Raw genomic sequence first — 23,670 nt, 5'->3', positions numbered from 1 at the left:
TCCAATTTTTTATCGTTTTTTGTAGTAACCTTAGTGTATCAGTTGCCGAGTCTTTATGTCGATATTGATAACACAAGCTAAGAAATAACGCGTCACAGTCGTTCACTACAATCATTGAATATTAGAACTTTACTATTAGCTAGCGCTCCCGCAGGTCAACAGTATGCTATAACTGTTGAACAGATAAATCCTTTCCTGCGAACAACTCTGTAAAATCAGTTTCTAACAAGCGCTTAACCGCAGGGTGCTGAATCATACGCTCAGCAAACATCACATGATAGACCTCTTTCACTTCGGATGTTTCACCCAATAAAGTCATACCATGAGCAAGAATATCCTGCTTATAAATCGATGGAGCAACAAAGATCCCCTGCTTAAAGAATCCAAACGATTTCATCATTGCCGCATCATCAAATTCACCAAGAATACTGACATTTAAGGCTTTTTCATCGAACCATCGCACCAGCTGCTGCCCTAGTGAAGTACGTCTTCCAGGAATGAGTAACTTTCCCTGTTCTAGACACTGCGGGAAGGGTTTTGAGTAAGTTTCAGAAGAGAAGAAAGCGACCCCAGACTCACCTAGTTGTTTGGATAAGATCTCAGGATACTTCAAACTTTCCCCAGCACAATCCGATAAAATCATATCCAATTTATGCTCACGCAGCCTTGTCATCAGATCTTCGTGTGTCGCCTCATAACAAGCCAGGTGCATTGAGCCATCACTCGGCACGACAGATAATAACACTCTACTCGTTAACGCTTTAGATAGCGCCGCCGCTATTCCTACCTCAAATAAAATATTCTCATCTTTTTGATAGTTCAGCAGATCTAACATTTCGTAACTGAGGCTAAACATCTTGTCGGCATAACGGAATACTAATTCACCCAGTTCGGTTGGCTCCAATGAACGACCGACTCGCTTAAACAAGCTTCCCTTAAGACTGGCCTCCAATACCCGAATTTGCCCAGTTACCGTTTGAGGGGTTAAGCATAACGCTTCTGCAGCCTTAGCTACAGTTCCCTTCTTTTGGATCATCCAGAAGTAATAGAGATGGTTGTAGTTTAGATTAGCCATAATAAATACTACTGTTTTATAAATAAAAAAGAGGCAACTTATTCAGTTGCCTCATTAACTTAGTTTGATTTACTTAAGACGCTGACAGTCTAATAAACCTGACATTGCGGTGGCTAAATCATCTACATTTTTGATTTCGTTGGCAGAAAATGCCTCCGATAATCCCGCTACCAATGCATCTCTGTCAGGTAGGTTGTCCTGGCAGAAAGTTCGGTTTGCTTCCTGGAAACGCTTACCACCACGATATTTCAGGGCTCGCGACTCATAACCGTCACTTTCGAGTCTCTGGCCAACGGCGGCACCTTTATACATCAAAGCACCATCAACCACGCCTTCAAGATAGTTTTGGCATACAATACTGTTAATATCTTGATTACAAACGTCGATCTGCTTTGCTGATGCGACTGAGGAAAAACCTAGACCAATAACTAACGCAACAATTCCTAATCTCATGCTTTTGCTCCTTTTTCAGGTAGCACCTTAGACAACCAAAAATAACCTATGAGTGCCGATGCTAGTGATCCCAATAAAATCCCTAATCTTGCGTAGTCTCCGTACATCTGCCCTTCACCGATAAAGGCAAGAGATGAGATAAACATAGACATAGTAAAGCCGATACCACACATCACTGCGACAGGGGTGATGTGTCTCCAGCCCATACCTTCAGGTAATACAGCCAACTTAAGTTTTACTGCAATAAAGCTAAACAACATAATACCAAGTGGCTTACCAACGAGTAGCCCTAGAGCAATGCCTAATGGTACAGGAGACAATAGTGAGCTTAGGCTCATACCACTCAAGTCTACACCTGCGTTTGAGAAGGCAAAGATCGGTAAGATGACAAACGTGCTCCATGGGTGCAGGCTGTGCTCTAAACTCTCTGATGGCGACGAGCCGTCTTTCGCTCTAAGCGGAATACAGAAGGCGATAATTACGCCAGCTAGTGTGGCATGTACGCCTGATTTTAGTACTGCAATCCAGAGGATAAGACCCACAACACCATATGGCGCTAAAGAAGTTACCCCTTTACGGTTTAATCCTATCAAACCAAGAATCGCAGCCGCTGCAATGATCAAGCTGATGGTCGATAAATCTGTGCTGTAGAAAAGCGCAATAATCACTACGACACCCAGATCGTCGATAATCGCAAGAGCTAATAAGAATACTTTTAACGCCACAGGCACACGGCTACCTAATAACGCCATAATACCTAATGCGAACGCAATATCTGTCGCAGCCGGAATAGCCCAACCAGCTTGGGTTATCGGATCTGAGTAGTTAAAAATAAGGTACACGGCTGCAGGGAAAACCATACCGCCAATCGCCGCAAACGTAGGTAAAGATGCCTGTGCTCGACTAGACAAGGCGCCTTCGAGCAGTTCTCGCTTCACCTCTAAGCCGATAAGCATGAAGAAGATAGCCATTAAGCCATCGTTGATCCAATGAATAAGTGTCTTATCGATATCTAGGCTACCAACACGCACTTGCATTTCTGTTTCCAGAAACCCTTGGTACATACCCGATAAAGGTGAGTTTGCAAAAATCATCGCTATCACGACGGATATCATCAAAAGAATACCGCCTGCCGATTCCTGGCTTAGAAAATTCCTAATTGCCCGTTCCATTAATACGCTCCATAAAATCTCAATACTTCGAGTTTAGCTGAATACGATTAACCTGAATAATCGTTTGCTTCAGCTACAAACATCGGAATATCCGAAGTATCGAGTCTAGTCCTAGTAAGAATAAATATCAAACATCAACAGAATAATCACGTTTTAAAAACTCACAATAACAATAAAGTGCTGAAGATCACACTTTTTTAGCAAGTAAAATGGTCGTCTATATCGCAAGTCTACTTTTCGTTAAAAATGAGAGCTTAAATAACAAACTCTTAAGGACTCGAAAATAACGATCGATCGTTCAATTTACCAGCACTGGATAGATGAAGCGAAACTGAAAGCAGACTTAAACCACCAAAATGATAGGAGTTTTTTACAGACAAAATTAAGGTTAAGGCTGGAATATATATGAGGTGATTTTGAGAACTTAAGAGGTTGATAACAAAAACTCGCCATTGGGCGAGTTTTTTAAAGCCTAGTTTATGGTAAAGAGAACTACACAGAGAATGGATAGCTAATCGCTTCGTGGTGCTCGTAACCTGTCACCTCAAAGTCATCCATTGTCACCCAAGTCTCGAGATCTTCAAGAGACTTAATATCAGGATTAATGACAAGTTTAGGGGAAGCAAAAGGCTCGCGTTTAAGCTGTACATCTCGCATCAGCTCCAACTGATCTTCATATATATGTGCATTCACAATTTTATGAAATGCTGTTCCTGCCTTATGGCCAGTAATTTGTGCCATTAGCGCCAGTAGCGTAAAGACTTGAACTTGGTTGAAGTTCAGCCCTAGTGGAACATCGCATGAACGCTGAAAACTGGTTAAGTGAAGAGTATCACCGACTAACGAGAAGTTATGCGTGTGCATACAAGGTCTCAAACAGCCCATGTGGAATTCACCTGGATTGTAAAAGCTTAGGATCTCGCCTCTATCATCAATACCTTTTGATAAGTCATCAACAATTTTACGCAACTGATCGATGCAGCCACCATCAGGCTTACTCCAAGCGCGGCCTTGAACACCGTAAACACGCCCCATATCATCGATGCCTTTACGATGCGGATTATCTAGCCATGCTTGATTATCGTTAGCATTGGCGTTCCAGGTGTTACAACCAATTTTTCTAAAATCGGCTGCATTGTCGTAACCACGAATGTAGCCAAGCAGCTCGGCAATTGCCGCCTTATAAAAACTCTTACGGGTAGTAATAAGTGGAAACTCATTTTTATCCACATGATAGACCAAATCAGCATTAATCACGGTGAGGCAACGTTTACCCGTTCGACTATTCTCCACCCAAGTTCCTTCATCAATTATTCTCTGACAAAGATCTAAATACTGTTTCATGATTATCTACCTATAAAAAGAGTTGCTGAGCTTACTCCCAGCGCCAAACGAAGAAATACTAGCAATAATCGCTTAGTAGAACATTATGCTAAAACAAGTTTAAGGCCAACAAGCGCAAGGAATACGGCAAAAAAACGCTTCAATTTAGCCGTTGGCAAGTTAGTTGCAGCCCTCGCCCCCACAGGTGCCATCAACATAGACGTCGACACAATACCAATTAAGGCAGGTAAATAGATATACCCTAGAGTCCAATCCGGTAGGCTCGTCGCATTCCAGCCAGCGAGTGTATAACCAATACTGCCGAACGAGGCAATCAACAACCCTGTTGCCGCCGAAAAACCAACAGCATAACGCATCTGTAGGCCGCACCAAGTCAAAAATGGGACTAAGAGTACTCCACCACCAATCCCCATCAGCGCGGCAATAATCGCAATGCTTGTTGCGGCAAAAAATAAGCTTATCGGGCCCGGCATGGCTCGATTCGATTCTGCTTTAAACGGGAATGCCATCTGTACGGCCATCAAGATAACGAAGAGTGCAAAGATTTGCTGTAATGATTTTGCGGGTATCATTTCAGAGATAAAACCTGAGCACATTGCTCCTAATACGAAGCCTGGCAGCATGGATTTAAATAACGGCCAAGGAATGTTTTCCCGCTTATGGTGAGCACGAGCAGAAGAAAGCGAAGTCAGAATAATTGCGGCTAAAGAGGTTGCTATCGCAACATGGGGTAAGCTCTCAGACGCAACGCCGATCTGTGGGAGAATATGCAGCAAGGCAGGAACCGCAATTAGACCGCCCCCGATCCCTAGTAGCCCGGCCATAAAGCCGATCCCAGCACCTAAAACTAGGCAAATGCACAATATATATAGCCAGCTTTCCACAAGCGCTACCTTTAATCGTTATTATTTAACAAGCTTAAAGCAATCAAGTTGGAGTTCATAGAGTATTGGCGCTTTTAACTTAACACCGATGCCAGACCTTTTTGCTCACAATATTGGCTGACGAGTATTCTAACCTCTTCGCCACTATTAAGCCTTAATACGTCATCCAGTAACTGATTCAGCTCAGCTTGGGAAACACGCCTTAAAAGGTAATTAATACGTGCCAAACTCGCTTGGTTCATGCTCAGTTGCTCATAACCCATGGCAATTAACAAAATTGCACCTAGAGGCTCCCCTGCCAGCTCTCCACAGACGCTAATCGGTAGCTTATGCTCGTTACATCGTTCAACGGCAAACTTAAGCGCTCTGAGTACCCCCGGATGATAGCTATCAAACAAGGGGCTCACACTTGGATTATTTCGATCGACAGCCAACAAATATTGAGTTAAGTCGTTCGAGCCCACAGAGACAAAGTCTACACGTTTAGCGACTTCATCGAGCTGATACAAGAGTACAGGAACCTCCAGCATGATCCCCACTTTTGGCATAGAAATTTGCTTGCCTAATTCGGCGGTTAATTCCTGACAGGCTTGATCCAAATAGATCAGCGCTAAATCCACCTCTTCAAGGCTACTGACCATAGGTAGAAGAATATGTAACTGCTGTGAGCCTATCGCAGCTTGCAACATAGCTCTAAGCTGAATCAGAAATAGCTCTGGGTGATCCAGTGACAACCGAATACCACGCCAACCTAGAAACGGGTTATCTTCTACGATAGGGAAGTAGTCGAGGGGTTTATCCCCCCCCACATCAAGAGTTCGCATCACTACAGGCTTGTCGCCCGCCGCTTTCAGGACTTTTCTATAAATCTCAAGTTGCTCAATCTCACCCGGAAAGCACTGCTTGAGCATAAATAAGATCTCGGTACGATAAAGCCCGATACCATCTGAGTCACTGCCAGTTTCAGAGTCCACACTGGAGAGTAACCCACTATTAATATAGAGATAGATTCGCTTACCATCTGAGGTGACGGTTTTTAAGGATAGTTCTTGGGCATACTGGCGTTGCTGCTCTACCTGTGCTGCGATTAAGCTCTGATATTCAGACAGTACAAACGCAGTCGGCTCGATAATCACTTGGCCACGATTCGCGTTAATGATGATCTGTGACTGTTCAATATTGGCGCTTAAGATCCCATCGACACCAATTATCGCAGGGACTCCCATAGCGCGGGCGAGAATAGAGGCATGGGAGTTAGCCCCACCAAATTCGGTTACTATGCCTGCAAGCTTTTGCCTTGGAAATTCAGCTAACAGCGTGGTATTAGCTTCCCGAGCGATGAGGATCACTGGGGTATCTGGCTCTAAAAAAATCTTGTTAGGCTCAATCAGCTGCCTAAGTACTCTTTGCCCCAGATCACTTATATCACTAGCCCGCTCCTTTAAGTACAGATCACTCATCGCCTCAAAGTGTTTGATATAGCGTTTTGATACACGACAAACTGCCGTTTCAGCGCACCAACCTGAACTAACGTCTTTGATGTACTCGCCGCCTAGGCTTCCTTTTTCAAGCAACAGTAACAAGGCGTTAAATATTGACGCGGCTTCTTCATCTTTCTCTCTATCAAAACGCTGCGATAAACCAACCAATAAGTCTTTACAGCGATTCATGGCCTCTTGAAGACGCAGCAACTCCGCTGCGATTGATTGGGCTTTTTGCTCTACAAGCTCAAAGGAGATCTGCCCGCCGAGCACAAGCGCCTTAGCTATCGCAATACCTTTTGATGCCTGAGTACCAGTGTAATAACGCTGCTGTAGACTATCGCCAGACTTCCCCCTATGAGTCAGCCCCTTGATAGCCACGGCGAGTTGCGCCGCGAGCGTCATTAAAAACGCTTCCTCACCTTCACTAAATTGCCGCGCTTGAACTTGCTGCACAACAATGACACCAATCACTAATTTTTGATAAACGATAGGCACAGCAAGAAAGGCGTTATAGGCTTCTTCGGCAACTTCTGGGAGTAACTTAAATCTAGGATGTGAAGCCGCATCGGCTAAGTTAATGGCTTCTTCACGCTGAGCAACAAGCCCAACTAAGCCTTGAGTGATAGGTAGTTTGACACGATTAACAGCCGAAGGATCTAGGCCATCTGTCGCAGAGAGAACAAGATGTTGCTCTTCTATAATATAGATAGAGCAACATTCGGTCTTCATAGCTTGTTTGGTTTGCGTAACCAGCAACTCTAACGCGTATTGAAGATCGCGAGCTGAAGCAACTGCTTGAGTGATATCTCTAAGTGTTTTGAGCACTAACGCAAACCTCCCTATTTAACTTCTACGCATACCTCGTCTTCTGTTATTCGACTCTTTAACCTGTAGAGGTAAAGTGGTCACCGCGAACTCTTTCATGACTTTTCGGTAAACATCTCTTTTAAAAGAAACGACTTGTCTTACTGGATACCAATAACTCACCCAACGCCAATCATCAAACTCTGGATGGCCACTTGCGTTAAGGTCTATGGCATTTTCGGCACTTTTCAATTGTAGCAAAAACCATTTCTGTTTTTGCCCTATACACACGGGTTTACTATCTTGTCTGATTAACCGCTTAGGTAGCCTATAGCGTAACCATGATCGCGTCGATGTTAGAATTTGCACATGTTCTGGCTTTAATCCTACTTCTTCGTATAACTCACGATACATGGCCTCTTCTGCTGACTCTCCATCGTCAACGCCACCCTGAGGAAATTGCCAGGAATGTTGGCCAAATCGTCTTGCCCACATAACCTGCCCAAAGCGATTACAGATAATGATGCCCACATTTGCGCGAAAGCCGTCACTATCAATCACATGGACTCCGAACTATTAACTATTAATCTTTTGATTGTTTCACAAAGCGTGTCCGGCGGCAAATATCTGTTAGTCCCAAACCTTTGGATAAATCCTCTTTGATACCAACCTTATCAACAGAGCGGCCAATGAATAACTCATGATATCCACAGAAACTGTGGATATCTCTGTTGGAAACTCGATTAAAGTCGAATAACTTACACTTTTGGTTCGAATTTATTAATTTAAAGCAGATAAACAAACACCCTCTTAAAACCATAAAAACAATCACTTACACAACCAAAAGAAAATGAGAATAGCTAACAAGCCTCTTGATGGTTACTTTTTATACAGACAAATTAAATCCTATAAACTGACAAATGAGTAAAAGGTGTTATTCACAAGTGCAATAGTTTAACCCTATAAAAAAGCCAAAATGCGCTAAATAATTGCATTGACAGATCACATTTATTTCAGTAGCGACTCATTAAATTGGAGTTATCCAACAAATCTGTGGATAACTATGTTGGAAAAAGCGGGAAAGCAGTGGTGTAACTCTACAGCAAACGACTAAAAGCATTGCCACAAAAATAGGAACACTCAATAATTCAAACGTTTAGACAACAGTTCTTAAGTTATTCTCAATAAAATAAATGCCTGTTCATTTTTCACTCTGTTTGATTAATGGCGCCACTCAGGTAAAATTACCCCTATGAAGAAATCACTCCACTCTCCAAACAGCATCGAAGAGTTGATGCAACGCGCAGAATCCATGGCAGGTTTAACCTTAGGCCAACTCGCGCAATATCATGGCATCGAGATGCCTAAAGATTTAAAACGTCATAAAGGATGGGTTGGTCAGTTAATAGAGCTCGAACTCGGTGCCTTGGCAGGTTCAAAACCTGAACAAGATTTTGTACATTTGGGTGTAGAGCTAAAAACGATTCCAGTCAACCGTCTAGGCAGAGTATTGGAAACGACCTATGTCACTGTCGCTCCACTTACCAATATTCAAGGCCTGACCTGGGAAAAAAGTGTTGTTCGCCATAAGCTACAACAGGTTCTGTGGATCCCAGTACAAGGCGATCGGGAGATCCCCTTATCTGAACGCCAAATCGGCTCACCTATCCTATGGCAGCCATCGGTTGAAGAGAGCGAGCTGCTCAAGCAGGATTGGGAAGAGATAATGGAGTTTATCTCAATGGGACAAGTCGATAGGGTCACCGCTCGACATGGTGAAGTGTTGCAGCTAAGGCCAAAGGCAGCAAATAGTCAGGTACTAACGGATAGCATTGGACGGGATGGGGAGCTCACCCAAACCAACCCTAGAGGATTTTATTTAAAAACCCAATTTACCCAAAAAATACTTTCACAGCTGCTTTAAGCCGTTTTTGTTCCAAAAGTCACACTCATTTGACTTAGATCACAAATACTACTGGTAAAAGTAGGGGGATATTCTATAAAATGGCGCCTCCTAAAATTATGTAGCATTTGGATACCCCCTTAATAGTGAAAGCACATATACAAGCGAAGAAATTAGCCTTTGCTATGTTCGCTTGGACTGTAGCCATGGCGGCTTTCGTATTCTTTAGATACGCACAAACTCCTGAACTTCCACAGTGGGCCATTGGTTCCGCTGACTTAGCCACGCTTTCTATTTATATGGGTATTATTTTTGGCAGCCTTCACTGGATGTCGAACTTGATCGCTGACTTTAGTGCTATCAATCGCTTACCTTACGTTTTCTCTGTCGTCTTTAAAGGACTTTTCTTACTGCTCGGTGCGACGACTCTGGCCTATATTACCCAGTATCTCAACATGTGGGCCATTGAGAATCACATGACAACCTTGCGCCAAATGCTAACTGCGCACATTCTTTACAGTCCTTCATTCCAAGCACTGATTGTCTATTTGGTTGTGGTTCGTGTTGGCCTCGCTTTTATTGAACAGATGGCGCTACTCGTTGGCCCAAGAGTGTTATTTAATATCGGCTTAGGTAAATACCATAAACCAAGATATGAGCAGCGCTTGTTTCTTTATTTAGATATGGTGGCCTCAACCACTCATGCCGAGTCTCTTGGTGATTATCGTTTTAGCCGTTTAATCCAAGATAGCTTTAGTCTTTTAGCCGATACAGTCACTAATAATGAAGCTGAAATATATCGCTATATGGGCGATGCGGTATTGATCCACTGGCCACTAAAAGATGGTATTAAAGAAGATCGCTGCTTCAACATCTATCATGAGTTTAGCCAGCAGCTTAGTTGGCAGAGACAGTATTTTGAAGAGCAGTACGGCTTCGTGCCTAAATTCAAGGCAGCGGCTCACTGTGGACAAGTCGTTGCTGCAGTGGTGGGCGTACAGAAGCAAGAGATTAGCTTCTTTAGCGATGTACTTAATACGTTAGCGCGACTACAAGATCAGTGTAACCCTCTAGGGCAGCGCATGCTTATTTCTGGGTCATTACAATCTAGACTCGAATATAGTGACTCACAATATAACCTAAGCAGCCTAGGCCCTATTAAGTTTAAGGGCAAGCAGCACTCCATCGAAGTCTTTGGTGTTTCGCCTAAAAATACCTAATTCATCAATGCCTAAAACATATAGCCAAAAAAGCCGATAATCATATCGGCTTTTTTGTTTTCATTGTGAGTCGTCTTGATCCAACAGCTTTTGGATCTCTAACCCCAAGGTTCTAAAGGTCAGGATCCGGCTCGACGTCTGACGCCAAACTAAGCCGATGTCTCGATAAGGGGTTTCGCCCGGAGGAGCCATGGTCGTCAGTTCGGTATTATTTAAAATACCCGCATCGATCGCCATTTGTGGCAAGAAGGTGGTTCCGAGTTTACAGTTCACCATCTGCACTAGAGTATGCAAACTCGTAGCCGCAAACGGATTAATCTTAACACTCTCCCCTAACTGGCATGCCGTAATCGCATGTCCAGTAATACAGTGCTCTGCTTGCAGTAGGAAGATGCTTTCGTCGGGCAGATCCTGGTAGTCAATCGGCTCGTGGATCTCATCGGTTAAATCTTTATGTACCACCATCTTGAACGGGTCGATACCCACCTTCATACTATGAAAGCCGCTAGTATCCACAGGAAGGGCTAGCAACAACAGATCTAACTCACCTTTGCCCAACGCATCTATCAATCTATCTGTGGTGTCTTCTTTTAAAAACAGCGTCAGATCAGGGTAAACCTGTTTGCAATGTTGGACTACATTACTCAGCAGAAAAGGCGCAATCGTTGGAATACAACCTAAACGGATCTCCCCAGTCATAGGTTCGCCTTGGTGTTTAACCAATTCGACAAGATCATCAACATCGGTCAATAACTTGCGCGAACGCATCACCACCTCTTCGCCAATAGCGGTGAAGATAAATGATTTATGATCACGTTCAATAAGTTGGTGCCCCAACTGCTCTTCAAGGTTTTGAATTCCGCTAGACAAGGTCGACTGACTAACATGGCAGATTTTGGCGGCTCTATTGAAGTTCTGCTCTTGATGCAGGTTCACCAAATAGAACAGGTTTTTTAAACTGGGGAGATGTTTCATAAAATAGATTACCAATGACATTATTTATCTAATCGTTCAATCTAACTCTACCATAAATCTCCAAGTGAACCTTGAGATGGCTTGATTAGTTTGTGAACTGAATCAAAAATGTACAAGATAATCGACTATCTAAAGCGAATTTTGGATAAAAAAATAGCGCAGTGGTGTTCCCAAGCTGCGCTATCGAATATAAGAATCAGTTTAGTTAAACCTTAGACTCTAAATATTCTTTTAATTGCTGTAGATCTTTCGATGCATATTCAACAATTTCATTTAACCATGCTGCGTGTTCTTGTTCCCAAGTCGCTTGTTCGCCGTGCTGTAGTAGCTGAGCGTACTGTTGAATACGCTTAAGACCTACTGAACCCGCTGCGCCCTTAAACTTGTGCGCTTCGCTGCAAAGTGTATCTTTATCATTTGCCTGCTGGGCACTCACTAAATTGCCTACGTATTCAGGCATAAGTTGTTCAAACAAAACGACGCTTTTAAGTAGCGTACCTGCACCAATTGCACTGCAGTATTGCTCCAGTGTATTAAGATCTAAGATTGATTCTAATTCAGCTGCTGCCATTTAGGCACCTCTCAAAATATTGTCGTGTATACAAAAACTCGATTTTACCACATAATACCCGCTAAAATCTTAGGCGCAACAACAAGTGTCACATGAGTCTAAAATTCCCGCGAATTTAACAATTTAACAACATTGAGTTAAACAAAATCACTATAAGGCTTACGATTTACTAGCCAATGATGAATGTTTTTCACTCAAGAATGTTAAGCCGCGGGCTCTTGCCCTATCTCAAGATAAGCCCCTTGACCACCTTTCGCTTCAAGATCGTCAACAATAGCTACGAGGCCATTCCAACGATAAGCACACCAATCTGGCCCTAATAGCATTGGCTTTTTCGCATAAGCCGTCACACGGTGAAATATCACCTCTTTAGGGGTTCGTCGAATTAACTCACCGACGCTATAAGCATAGTCCTCTAGCTCAAGCAGGCTCATCTTATTATTGCGCCAAGCTTTAGCCATGGTGCTGCCTTCAACAATGTGCAATGGATGTATCTTCATTCCATCAACACCAACGCTCAATACCTTATCAAGTGTTTGCAGATAATCTTCATGGCCTTCTCCCGGCAAGCCCAAGATCAAGTGAGTGCACACTTTAATGCCAAGCTTACGGGCACGAATAACCGTATCTTCATAAGCGGCAAAATCATGACCGCGATTGATCTTCTTCAGCGTCTTATCATTAGCCGACTGCAGCCCTAACTCCAACCAAACATCAACACCATCGTTTTGGTAGCCAACTAATAACTCTAGCACCTCATCGGGAACACAGTCAGGGCGAGTGCCGACACAAAGACCGACAATGTCGCTATCTTGAATAGCCTCATCGTACTTTTGCTTTAATACTAGGTACTCATCATAGGTACTGGTATAAGCCTGAAAATAAGCGATGTACTTGGATGATTTAGAAGATAATCGCTCTCTGCCTTGAGCCAGTTGCTCTTGAATAGATAGCTCGGTCTTATGCTCGTGACTAAAAGATGCCACATTACAATAGGTACAACCGCCCTTTCCCAAAGTGCCATCACGGTTCGGGCAAGTAAACTTTGCATCAATTGTCAGCTTACGGATCCGCTCGCCATATTTTTGCTTACACACACCACCGAAGGTATTTACGTAACTATCCAGTCCCAACTGCCATATCACCTAGCCAAAGAATTTGCACTATTTTAACCAGTTCTAAAAAACATTAATTAGCGCTAGCTCAAATAACCGTAATACCGAACAATTACACTAGCGACTTTTAAGTCACTCACTAATGCATAAATACTCACAAGCCAAAGTGATTATCATTTCACTGTATTTGCAATAAAAATCACTTTACTGAAATCAAGCACAATCAACCAATTTGTTACAAAACCGTAAACAACAGAAAGGCATTAATTTAAAATTCTTTTTATTCATAAGGTTATACGTGCGATTTTACAGTTTACGTTAAGGTAAACCAAGTAATACGAGCGTATGAAACGGCACCGTTAAGTTATTTTTTATGCAATAAATAGGTTTGACCTTTACCACTCATGGGGTTAATTTGATTGATTCGGGTGCATATCTATAGATATTTTTGCTTTATTTCCCGAGTTGTATCAGTCGAGGTTAGGGAGTGTAGTAATGAGCTTATATCATCCAAGTTTTGAGCGGGACAATTGTGGCTTTGGCTTAATCGCCCAGATGGACGGTGAACCGAGTCACCGAATTGTACGTACCGCTATCCACGGCCTAGACCGAATGAAGCATCGTGGTGGTATCGCAGCAGATGGTCGCACTGGCGATGGCTGCGGGCTATTGATGCAATTACCGATTAATTTTTTCAAAGCGATTGCTGAAGAAAATGAGTGGCACCTTAGCCGTCGTTTTGCAGTGGGAATGCTGTTTCTCAGCCAAGATACCATTTTAGCATCGCAAGCCAAGCAACTAATAGAACAGGAGCTGCAGAAAGAGACCTTAAGTGTCGCGGGCTGGCGAGATGTACCTGTTAATAGCAGCGTACTAGGCCCCATAGGTAAAGCCAGCCAGCCACAGATCGTACAGGTGTTAATTAACGCCCCTATCGGTTGGCGAGAAAAAGATTTAGAGCGCCGCCTATATATGGCAAGGCGCCGAGTAGAGCAGCAGCTCACCCACGATAAAGACTTCTACGTTGCCAGTCTTTCAGGCCAAGTCATCGTCTACAAGGGTCTGATGATGCCGGCGGATCTGCCCGCTTTTTACGGCGACTTGGCAGACATACGCTTGCAGAGTGCGATCTGTTTATTCCACCAGCGCTTCTCTACCAATACCTCACCTAAGTGGCCATTGGCTCAGCCATTGAGATACTTAGCTCACAATGGTGAAATCAATACCATTACCTGTAATCGCCAATGGGCAAGAGCCCGTGCTTATAAGTTTACTGCGCCACTACTTGCCGACTTACAACAAGCCGCTCCCTTCGTAAATGAGACGGGGTCAGACTCCTCATCACTCGATAATATGCTAGATATGCTGCTAGCTGGCGGAATGGACTTGTACCGAGCCATGCGTCTGCTTATTCCACCAGCGTGGCAGAGTAACCCAGAGATGGATGAAGAGCTCAAGGCATTCTATGACTTTAACTCTATGCATATGGAGCCTTGGGATGGACCCGCGGGCATCGTAATGACCAATGGCCGCCATGCGGCCTGCGCTGTGGACCGAAATGGTCTACGCCCGTCACGCTATGTCATTACCAAAGACCGGATTTTAACCTTAGGATCAGAAGTCGGAATTTGGGACTACGGCCCCGATGAGGTGATAGAAAAAGGCCGTGTCGGTCCAGGAGAACTACTGGTTCTGGACACCTTGAATGGCCAACTTTACTCGTCGTTTGAGATCGATAACGACCTCAAACGTCGCCACCCTTACAAGGAATGGATGGCCAAAAACAGTAAAGTGCTCAAGCCTGCCGAAGAGTTTGGTCCAAATGAGCAAGGCAAGCGCGAGTTTAACGACGCTCAGCTGCTGCAATACCAAAAGCAATTTGGCTACTCACGGGAAGAGCTCGAACAGATAATCTGGGTGCTAGCCCAAAAGGGTGAAGAAGCCACAGGCTCTATGGGTGATGACACTCCTATGGCAGTGCTTTCCAAGAAGTCTCGCACCATCTATGACTACTTCCGTCAAAAGTTCGCTCAGGTGACCAATCCACCTATCGATCCTTTACGTGAAAAGCATGTGATGTCACTGACCACTTGCGCCGGTCGTGAGCAGAATCTATTTAACGAAACCACAGGCCATGCGTATCGGGTAATGTTTAATTCGCCAGTGTTGCTATTTAGTGATTTCAACCAGCTGATGGCTCTCGATAGTACTTATTATCGGGCCAACACAGTTGACTTGAATTATGACCTCAGCGAAGGGCTAGAAGCGGCCTTGAAGCGCATCTGTGACGAAGCCGATCGCTTAGCTCGCTCCGGTACCACGCTGCTAGTGTTATCAGATCGCGCTACCGCCAAATCAAAGCAAGTGATCCCAGCAGCTATGGCTGTCGGCGCCGTGCAGCAGGTTTTAGTCAATAATAGTCTACGCTGTGACACCAACATCATAGTGGAAACCGCATCGGCAAGAGATCCACACCATTTCGCCGTGCTACTCGGCTTTGGCGCAACGGCGATTTATCCCTATCTTGTTTATGAGTGCATCTCCGATCTCGCTCAGCGTAACGGTGTCGAAAATACCCGCGATCTCATGCTTAACTTCCGCTACGGCATAGACAAGGGGCTGCGTAAGATCATGTCTAAGATGGGTATTAGTACCGTTGCATCTTATCGCTGTAGCCAACAGTTTGAGGCAGTAGGCCTTGCAGATGAAGTAGTTGAACTCTGCTTTAACGGTGTAATTAGCCGTATTCAAGGGGCCAGCTTCGAACTAATAGAACAAGATCAGCAGTTGCTCCACAAGCATGCCTTTAGAGCCCATCAACCATTGTCTCAAGGTGGTTTACTTAAGTATGTTGAAGGCGGCGAGTATCACTGTTTTAACCCAGATGTAGTTAATAGCTTACAAGCAAGCTTGCGAGATCAGGACTACCCCGCCTATAAGCGATTTGCTGAGCTTGTGGATAATCGTCCGGTAGCAACATTGCGTGACTTAATTGAAGTCAAAGGTGAACTTGCTCCTGTCACACTTGAAGAGGTAGAAGTGGCTAAAACCCTCTACCCACGTTTCGACAGTGCGGCGATGAGCATTGGAGCACTCAGCCCCGAGGCACATGAAGCCTTAGCTGTCGCCATGAACCGCTTAGGCGGGCGTTCAAACTCCGGCGAAGGCGGAGAAGATCCGCGCCGCTTTGGCACCGAAGGCAACTCTGCCATCAAGCAGATCGCATCGGGACGTTTCGGGGTTACCGCACATTACTTGGTCAATGCGGAAGTATTACAGATTAAGGTCGCTCAGGGCGCAAAACCTGGCGAAGGTGGACAACTACCCGGTGACAAGGTCAGTGTAGAAATTGCCGCGCTGCGTAATGCACGCCCGGGTGTTACGCTGATCTCTCCTCCGCCACATCACGATATCTACTCCATCGAAGATTTGGCCCAGCTAATTTTTGACTTAAAACAGATCAATCCCAAGGCATTGGTATCAGTCAAACTGGTCTCTGAACCCGGTGTCGGAACAATCGCTACTGGTGTGGCTAAAGCATACGCCGACATGATCACCATATCCGGTTACGATGGCGGCACAGGGGCAAGCCCAATTACCTCGGTTAAATATGCAGGTAGCCCTTGGGAGCTTGGACTTGCCGAAGTTCATCAAGCACTGGTGACAAACGGTCTGCGCCATAAAATCCGCCTACAAGTTGATGGCGGATTAAAAACCGGCAAAGACGTTATCAAGGCCGCACTCCTTGGCGCCGAAAGTTTTGGTTTCGGAACCGTGCCTATGATTGCCCTTGGTTGTAAGTATCTGCGTATTTGTCACCTTAATAACTGCGCGACTGGCGTAGCGACGCAAAACCAAAAGCTACGTAACGAGCACTATCATGGCTTACCTGAGCGGGTAATGACATATTTTGAGTTTGTCGCTCAAGAGATCCGTGAATATATGGCGGCTCTAGGAGTTACCGAGTTTGAACAACTAGTCGGTCGTAGCGATTGGTTAGCGACAGTTGAAGGCGAAACGTCCAAGCAGCAAAGCTTAGATTTAGCGCCTATTCTATATCGCCCTGAGGTACCAGAAAGCTCAGCTGTCACTTGGCGTGAAATCAACCAGCCTTCAGACAAAGGCCTGCTAAATCAGCGCCTGGTCGCCGATTGCAAAGAAGCAGTAAGAGCTGGAGTGTCGATTTGTGAGATGTTTAATATCAACAATACCGACCGCTCTGTTGGCGCTAGCCTTTCAGGTTTCATTGCCACTCATGCTGGCCGTGACGGTGCCAAGGCGCCTATCACCTTGAAGTTTAACGGCAGCGCAGGCCAAAGCTTTGGGGTGTGGAATGCTCCTGGGCTTGAGCTAATGCTCTGCGGTGATGCCAACGACTATGTGGGCAAAGGCATGTCAGGCGGTAAAATTTGTGTCTACCCGCCGCTAGGCAGCCCATTTAGGAGCGAACGCTCTGCGATTCTGGGCAACACCTGTTTATACGGCGCCTCTGGCGGCAAATTATTCGCATCGGGTAAAGCCGGTGAGCGTTTCGCCGTACGTAACTCAGGTGCGATTGCCGTTGTTGAAGGCTTAGGTGATAACGGCTGTGAATACATGACAGGCGGTATCGTTGTCGTGCTTGGCAAAACAGGGGTTAACTTCGGCGCGGGTATGACTGGCGGGTTCGCCTACGTATTTGACCAATTTGGCCGCTTTAGCCGCCGGGTTAATACCGAGATGGTCGACACCCATAAAGTCCAGTCGCCGATTCAGCAACAACATTTACGCGACTTGATTGAACAACATGTTAAAGAGACTAATAGTGAACATGCCAAAATGATCTTAAGTGATTTTGAAAACTGGCTGGATTGCTTCATCTTGGTCAAACCTAAAAATGTTGAACTGAGCGATCTGTTGAAGTTAGAACAACCTGAACCTGCACTAGCAGTAATAGCGGGGTAATACCAAAATGAGCAATGATTTTCAGTTTCTTGAGGTTGGTCGTAAAGACCCAACTAAACACGCCGCCAAACAGCGTGCGACGCAGTTTATTGAGATTTATCAGCCTTTTGCCCAACCACAAGTAAAAGAGCAGGCTGACCGCTGTTTAGATTGCGGTAACCCTTATTGTGAATGGAAATGCCCACTGCACAACTATATCCCTAACTGGCTGCAACTAGCCAAACAGGGACGCATTATGGAGGCGGCCGACTTAGTCCACGAGACTAATACCCTACCGGAGATCTGTGGCCGTGTTTGCCCACAAGACAGGCTCTGTGAAGGAGCCTGTACCCTTAACGAAGAGTTTGGCGCTGTGACTATTGGTAATGTTGAAAAATACATAACCGATACCGCTATCTCACAGGGCTGGCGCCCGGATATGTCGAAAGTCACGCCGCGTAAAGAGCGAGTCGCGATTGTTGGCGCAGGCCCTGCTGGACTTGGCTGCGCCGATATTCTTGCCCGTAATGGCGTAAAAGCTGTGGTATTTGATAAAAACGTGCAGATAGGAGGTCTACTCACCTACGGCATTCCATCATTTAAGCTTGATAAGGAAGTCATGCAGATTCGCCGCAATGTACTTGAGGGTATGGGCATCGAATTCAAGCTTGGCGTCACTGTCGGTAAAGATATCGATTTTAAACAATTGATTGAAGAGTACGACGCTGTATTCCTCGGAATGGGGACTTACACCGCAATGAAAGCCAACCTCAAAGGTGAAGACGCAGATGGCGTGCATCAGGCTCTGCCTTACCTTATCGGTAACACCCATAACGTAATGGGTACCGAATGTGTTGATAACCCGTATCTTAGCCTCGAGGGCAAGCGTGTTGTAGTACTTGGCGGTGGTGACACCGCAATGGACTGCGTTCGCACAGCAGTGCGTCAAGGCGCAACTCAAGTCACTTGTGCCTATCGTCGTGATGAAGAAAACATGCCAGGCTCTCGCCGTGAAGTGCAAAATGCTCGCGAGGAGGGCGTAGAGTTTCTATTTAACCGTCAACCCAGTGAAATTAAAACCCTTGATGGCAAAGTGGTAGGCATTGAATGTATCGAGACTCAGCTTGGTGAAGCCGATGACAGTGGCCGTCGCCGCCCAGAGCCGATAGCGGGGAGCGAACAGGTATTAGATACCGATGCGCTTATCATCGCCTTTGGTTTTCAGCCAAGCCCAGCGGCATGGTTAACAGAGCACAATATTGAGCTTAACGATTGGGGCTTAGTGAAAGCAGCAAAGGTGGCCGACAACCCATTTCAGACCAGCAATCCAAAAGTGTTTGCAGGCGGCGATATGGTGCGAGGCTCAGACTTAGTGGTTACCGCTATTGCAGAGGGGCGAGACGCCGCCTTGGGTATTTTAAATTACTTAGAAGACTAATCTTTAGAAGAGACTAGTTTTATAAACAGCTTTAAAGCAGGCTCATTTAAACAGTCGCTCGAGTCATATCAAAAAGTTGCTTGTGATTGTGCGCTCCCAATGGAGCGCCTTTTTTTTGCCGACTTTTTCCCGATCTCAAATCAAATTTGTCTAAGCCTAATAGGGTCCTCTAAAAGTAGCGCCTGTTACTCAAGTAAATTTCCCCTTTTGCTCACAACCGAAGCCAATTCGATAACGATTACAGCTAAAACTAATTTTTATTCAAACTTTATTTACGACTCATCTGACCTCTCTGAGTAAAATTACAGCAAGCCAGTTACCCTATAACAAACAATAACTTGCAAACGCCATAGTCCTGCCACAATTCACCGAATCAAATCCGTGAAGTGCGTCACGCTTTTTAATAAAGCTTGATCGTTACAACTCTAACCATTAAAGTTGTTATTAATTGAACGTTCAATCAACAATAAAAAACACAAAATCACAATAAGAAAACATAAAAAATAACATTCTAAAACTGTACTCAGGAACTCGCTTTTTATGCCCCGTCCGCCAATGAAAACCGTTCGACAACAACAGCTCATCGAAGCCACTCTTATCTCAGTTGAGCGCCACGGTTTACACAATACCACCATCAATAGCATTAGCGGCTTGGCTGGTTTATCTTCTGGACTCATCAGTCACTACTTCGGTGGCAAACAAGGTCTGATTGAAGCGACGCAGAAGTACCTACTAGATCAACTTAAACAAGCATTACTTAGCCGCACATTAGGCAAGACTATGCTACCGCTAGAAAGGCTACATGCCATTGTGGAAGCCAATTTTACCGAACTACAACGTTCAAGGCCTGCCACTAAGACTTGGTTAAGCTTTTGGTCACAAGCCATGCATGAGCAGGGTCTTGCCAGACTACAACACATCAACAGCCAGCGTTTATACAGCAACCTCCTATTCTCTTTTAAAAAGCTTCTTCCTAAGGCACAAGCCGTTACCGCCGCCAAGCAAACCGCTGCGATGATCGATGGTTTCTGGCTCCGCAGTGCCTTAAGCCCAGCCCCAGAGAAAGAGTTCGAGCAGGCCCAAATTCTATCTAAAGCCTTTATCGAGGCAGTGATCATGCAGTACGGAGAAAACCGATGTCACTAGTCGTATACCCCAATTATATCCACGGCAAAGCCCTCAACAATTCCACAGGCGAAACCTTCGAAGTCATCAATCCAGCCAATGGAGAGGTGAGCTATTTAGTCGAAGTTGCCGACGAAAAAATTCAACAAGCCGCCATTGAAAGTGCAAAAGCCGGATTTGACCTCTGGTCAAAAATGACCGCAATGGAGCGTAGCCGTATTCTACTAAAGGCTGTGGCCCTACTCCGTCAGCGCAACGATGAGCTTGCAGCCATTGAAGTGCAAGACACGGGTAAGCCTTGGCAAGAAGCCTCTGTGGTCGATGTCGTAACTGGCGCAGACTCAATCGAGTTCTTCGCAGGCTTAGCGCCTAGCATTGAAGGCAATCAGCAAACTATCGGCGATGATTTCTATTACACCCGCCGTGAGCCACTAGGCATTTGTGCCGGTATTGGCGCATGGAACTACCCGCTGCAAATCGCTTGCTGGAAATCGGCTCCCGCTTTGGCTTGCGGTAATGTGATGATCTTTAAGCCGTCGGAAGAAACGCCCCTCGGTGCACTAAAGCTGGCAGAGATCTTCACCGAAGCAGGCGTACCTGACGGTGTGTTTAACGTCGTTCAAGGGGATGGCCGAGTCGGTGCTTGGCTGACCAATAATGATGAAATAGCCAAAGTCTCATTCACAGGTGAAGTCGGTACCGGTAAGAAAGTAATGGCCGCCGCGGCAAGCTCACTCAAAGAGGTCACCATGGAGCTTGGCGGTAAGTCACCGCTGATCATCTTCAATGATGCCGATATCGACAACGCGGTATCTGCTGCCATGTTAGGCAACTTCTACACTCAGGGTGAGATCTGCACTAACGGTACCCGCGTATTTGTGCAGCAAGATATCTACCCACAATTTATTCAGAAACTACTACAGCGTACTCACGACAATATCGTCTGCGGTGATCCTATGGATCCAGCCACTAACTTTGGTGCACTTATCTCAAAGGCTCACCAAGACAAGGTTCTGAGCTATATCGAGATAGGTAAACAACAAGGCGCCGAGCTACTCATTGGTGGCCATGCCCTTAAGCCTGAAAATAGCCCTAATGGCTTTTTTGTTGCACCTACCATTTTTGGCAACTGCCTTGATGAGATGACCATAAGCAAAGAAGAGATTTTTGGCCCGGTGATGTCTGTACTGCCCTTTAGCGATGAAGAAGAAGTGGTTCGCCGCGCTAACGACATCCATTTAGGGCTTGCAGCAGGAGTATTTACTCAAGACATCACCCGCGCGCACCGTGTTATTCATCAGATGCAAGCCGGTATTTGCTGGATAAATGCCTATGGCGCTTCACCTGCCGAAATGCCCGTGGGGGGTTACAAGATGTCTGGGATTGGCCGTGAAAACGGCAGCGAAACCCTAAAAGCTTACACCCAGATCAAAGCCGTATACGTAGGTATGCAGCCTCTTGAAAGTCCATTTTAAGGAGCTGACATGACCATGACTAATCCTCAATACGACTATATTATCGTTGGCGCAGGTAGCGCAGGCTGCGTATTAGCGAACCGTTTATCAGCCGATAGCAATAACCGCGTGTTATTGCTTGAAACAGGTGGCAGCGATAAGAGCATCTTTATTCAGATGCCTACTGCGTTATCGATCCCCATGAATACCAAGAAGTACGCTTGGCAATTTGAAACCGATCCCGAGCCTTATCTTGATAATCGCCGTATGCACTGCCCACGAGGCAAAGTGTTAGGCGGCTCTTCATCGATTAACGGCATGGTGTATGTACGCGGCCATGCTCGTGATTTCGATGAATGGCAGCAACAAGGGGCAAAAAACTGGGATTACGCCCACTGCTTGCCCTATTTCAAAAAAGCCGAAAGCTGGGCGTTTGGCGAAGATGACTACCGCGGCGGTAATGGCCCTTTAGGAGTCAACAACGGCAATAATATGAAAAACCCGCTCTACAAAGCCTTTGTAGCAGCAGGTATTGATGCCGGTTACTTAGCCACTAACGACTACAATGGTGCACAGCAAGAGGGCTTTGGCCCTATGCATATGACGGTTAAAAATGGCGTACGTTGGTCAACGGCTAACGCCTACCTAAGACCTGCCATGAAGCGTGAAAACCTAACCGTTATCACTCATGCTCAGGTGCACAAGGTGCTGTTTTCAACCAAGCAAGGCGAAGCTAACAAAGCCGTAGGTGTACGCTTTGAGCGTAAAGGCAAGATGTTAGAGGTTAATGCCAATAAGGAAGTGGTGTTATCGGCAGGCTCAATTGGGTCGCCACATATCTTACAACTCTCAGGTATTGGTGCAGCAGACACCTTAGCCAAAGCTGGTATTGAGCAAATACACGAGCTGCCTGGTGTGGGGGAAAACCTGCAAGATCACCTCGAGTTTTACTTCCAGTTTAAGTGCCTTAAGCCTATATCGCTTAACGGCAAGCTAGACCCACTGAATAAATTGTTTATCGGCACTCGCTGGATCTTAAACAAATCGGGCCTAGGCGCGACCAATCATTTCGAATCTTGCGGCTTTATTCGCTCAAAAGCGGGTCTCGAATGGCCGGATCTGCAATACCACTTCCTGCCAGCTGCGATGCGATACGACGGCAAAGAAGCCTTTGCTGGTCATGGTTTTCAGGTGCATATAGGGCATAACAAGCCTAAGAGTCGTGGCAGTGTCAAAGTCATCTCAGATGATCCTAAGCAGGCCCCCAGCATTTTATTTAACTACCTTTCTCATCAAGATGATATCGAAGGTTTCCGCGCCTGCGTTCGCTTAACACGAGAGATCATCAACCAGCCAGCGCTAGATGAATTCCGCGGTGAAGAGATCCAACCTGGAATGAGTGTAGAAACCGATGAACAGATAGACAGTTTCGTGAGAAGCGCGGTTGAAAGTGCCTACCATCCCTCTTGCACCTGCAAGATGGGAGAAGATGCAATGGCTGTGGTGGACTCAGACACCCGAGTACATGGAATACAGAGTCTTAGGGTGGTTGATTCTTCAATTTTCCCGACCATTCCAAACGGTAATCTTAACTCGCCAACCATCATGTTAGCCGAGCGTGCCGCCGACTTAATCTTAGGTAACACGCCACTCGCGCCAAGTGCAGCCGAAGTGGTTGTTAGTCAGGATTGGCAACAGCAACAAAGACAACGACCGCCAGCAAGATAATC

Annotated in this window: 17 protein-coding genes; 7 read left to right on the top strand and 10 right to left on the bottom strand. The window is 45.5% G+C overall.

What is annotated here, in order from left to right; genetic code table 11:
- Nucleotides 1–166: 166 nt before the first annotated feature.
- From nhaR to rppH, 7 genes are all read right to left on the bottom strand, one after another.
- On the bottom strand, nt 167–1,075 hold the full coding sequence (nhaR, locus tag Q1A86_RS01795) for a transcriptional activator NhaR (protein WP_299802108.1): 909 nt from the start codon (nt 1,073–1,075) through the stop codon (nt 167–169).
- Between the two features lie 69 nt (nt 1,076–1,144).
- Nucleotides 1,145–1,528 carry a hypothetical protein gene (locus Q1A86_RS01790; protein WP_299802107.1) on the bottom strand — a complete coding sequence of 128 codons (384 nt, stop codon included), beginning with the start codon at nt 1,526–1,528 and terminating at the stop codon, nt 1,145–1,147.
- Nucleotides 1,525–2,700 carry a Na+/H+ antiporter NhaA gene (nhaA, locus tag Q1A86_RS01785; protein ID WP_299802106.1) on the bottom strand — a complete coding sequence of 392 codons (1,176 nt, stop codon included), beginning with the start codon at nt 2,698–2,700 and terminating at the stop codon, nt 1,525–1,527. The genes Q1A86_RS01790 and nhaA overlap by 4 nt, the downstream gene beginning before the upstream one ends.
- A 492-nt stretch (nt 2,701–3,192) precedes the next feature.
- Entirely contained in the window at nt 3,193–4,044 is an 852-nt protein-coding gene (locus Q1A86_RS01780; RefSeq protein WP_299802105.1) for a thymidylate synthase, read from the bottom strand.
- Between the two features lie 83 nt (nt 4,045–4,127).
- On the bottom strand, nt 4,128–4,928 hold the full coding sequence (locus Q1A86_RS01775) for a sulfite exporter TauE/SafE family protein (protein WP_299802104.1): 801 nt from the start codon (nt 4,926–4,928) through the stop codon (nt 4,128–4,130).
- A gap of 74 nt (nt 4,929–5,002) precedes the next feature.
- Nucleotides 5,003–7,237, bottom strand: coding sequence for a phosphoenolpyruvate--protein phosphotransferase (gene ptsP, locus Q1A86_RS01770; protein ID WP_299802103.1), 2,235 nt, complete (start codon nt 7,235–7,237; stop codon nt 5,003–5,005).
- Nucleotides 7,238–7,255: 18 nt separating this feature from the next.
- Nucleotides 7,256–7,777 carry an RNA pyrophosphohydrolase gene (rppH, locus tag Q1A86_RS01765; RefSeq protein WP_299802102.1) on the bottom strand — a complete coding sequence of 174 codons (522 nt, stop codon included), beginning with the start codon at nt 7,775–7,777 and terminating at the stop codon, nt 7,256–7,258.
- A 691-nt stretch (nt 7,778–8,468) separates the two neighbouring features.
- On the opposite strand from rppH, the gene mutH reads away from it, so the two are divergent.
- Entirely contained in the window at nt 8,469–9,140 is a 672-nt protein-coding gene (gene mutH / locus Q1A86_RS01760; RefSeq protein ID WP_299802101.1) for a DNA mismatch repair endonuclease MutH, read from the top strand.
- 125 nt (nt 9,141–9,265) lie between these two features.
- Nucleotides 9,266–10,339 (top strand): adenylate/guanylate cyclase domain-containing protein, encoded by a 1,074-nt coding sequence (locus Q1A86_RS01755; RefSeq protein ID WP_299802100.1) that lies wholly within the window; start codon nt 9,266–9,268, stop codon nt 10,337–10,339.
- Nucleotides 10,340–10,399: 60 nt separating this feature from the next.
- Here the strand turns inward: Q1A86_RS01755 and oxyR are convergent, their stop codons facing one another.
- From oxyR to Q1A86_RS01740, 3 genes are all read right to left on the bottom strand, one after another.
- Nucleotides 10,400–11,314: a hydrogen peroxide-inducible genes transcriptional activator OxyR gene (oxyR, locus tag Q1A86_RS01750; protein WP_299802099.1), complete on the bottom strand. Its 915-nt coding sequence runs from the start codon at nt 11,312–11,314 to the stop codon at nt 10,400–10,402.
- Nucleotides 11,315–11,519: 205 nt separating this feature from the next.
- Nucleotides 11,520–11,885: an Hpt domain-containing protein gene (locus Q1A86_RS01745; protein ID WP_299802098.1), complete on the bottom strand. Its 366-nt coding sequence runs from the start codon at nt 11,883–11,885 to the stop codon at nt 11,520–11,522.
- Between the two features lie 203 nt (nt 11,886–12,088).
- Complete coding sequence (locus tag Q1A86_RS01740; protein WP_299802096.1) at nt 12,089–13,018, bottom strand: TIGR01212 family radical SAM protein; 930 nt, start codon at nt 13,016–13,018, stop codon at nt 12,089–12,091.
- 477 nt (nt 13,019–13,495) lie between these two features.
- Here Q1A86_RS01740 and gltB point away from each other — a divergent pair, with 477 nt between their 5' ends.
- The 5 genes from gltB to betA all read left to right on the top strand — a co-directional run bounded on the left by gltB (nt 13,496) and on the right by betA (nt 23,668).
- Nucleotides 13,496–17,944 carry a glutamate synthase large subunit gene (gene gltB, locus Q1A86_RS01735; RefSeq protein WP_299802094.1) on the top strand — a complete coding sequence of 1,483 codons (4,449 nt, stop codon included), beginning with the start codon at nt 13,496–13,498 and terminating at the stop codon, nt 17,942–17,944.
- A gap of 7 nt (nt 17,945–17,951) precedes the next feature.
- Nucleotides 17,952–19,361, top strand: coding sequence for an FAD-dependent oxidoreductase (locus Q1A86_RS01730; RefSeq protein ID WP_299802093.1), 1,410 nt, complete (start codon nt 17,952–17,954; stop codon nt 19,359–19,361).
- Nucleotides 19,362–19,901: 540 nt separating this feature from the next.
- Nucleotides 19,902–20,507, top strand: coding sequence for a transcriptional regulator BetI (betI, locus tag Q1A86_RS01725; RefSeq protein WP_299802092.1), 606 nt, complete (start codon nt 19,902–19,904; stop codon nt 20,505–20,507).
- Nucleotides 20,498–21,961 carry a betaine-aldehyde dehydrogenase gene (gene betB, locus Q1A86_RS01720; RefSeq protein ID WP_299802091.1) on the top strand — a complete coding sequence of 488 codons (1,464 nt, stop codon included), beginning with the start codon at nt 20,498–20,500 and terminating at the stop codon, nt 21,959–21,961. The genes betI and betB overlap by 10 nt, the downstream gene beginning before the upstream one ends.
- Nucleotides 21,962–21,970: 9 nt before the next feature.
- On the top strand, nt 21,971–23,668 hold the full coding sequence (gene betA / locus Q1A86_RS01715) for a choline dehydrogenase (protein ID WP_299802089.1): 1,698 nt from the start codon (nt 21,971–21,973) through the stop codon (nt 23,666–23,668).
- The last annotated feature ends 2 nt before the right edge of the window (nt 23,669–23,670 follow it).

This window comes from uncultured Shewanella sp. (assembly GCF_947497935.1).
Taxonomy (GTDB): Bacteria; Pseudomonadota; Gammaproteobacteria; order Enterobacterales; family Shewanellaceae; genus Shewanella.
This window is presented reverse-complemented; position numbering and strand designations above follow the sequence as displayed.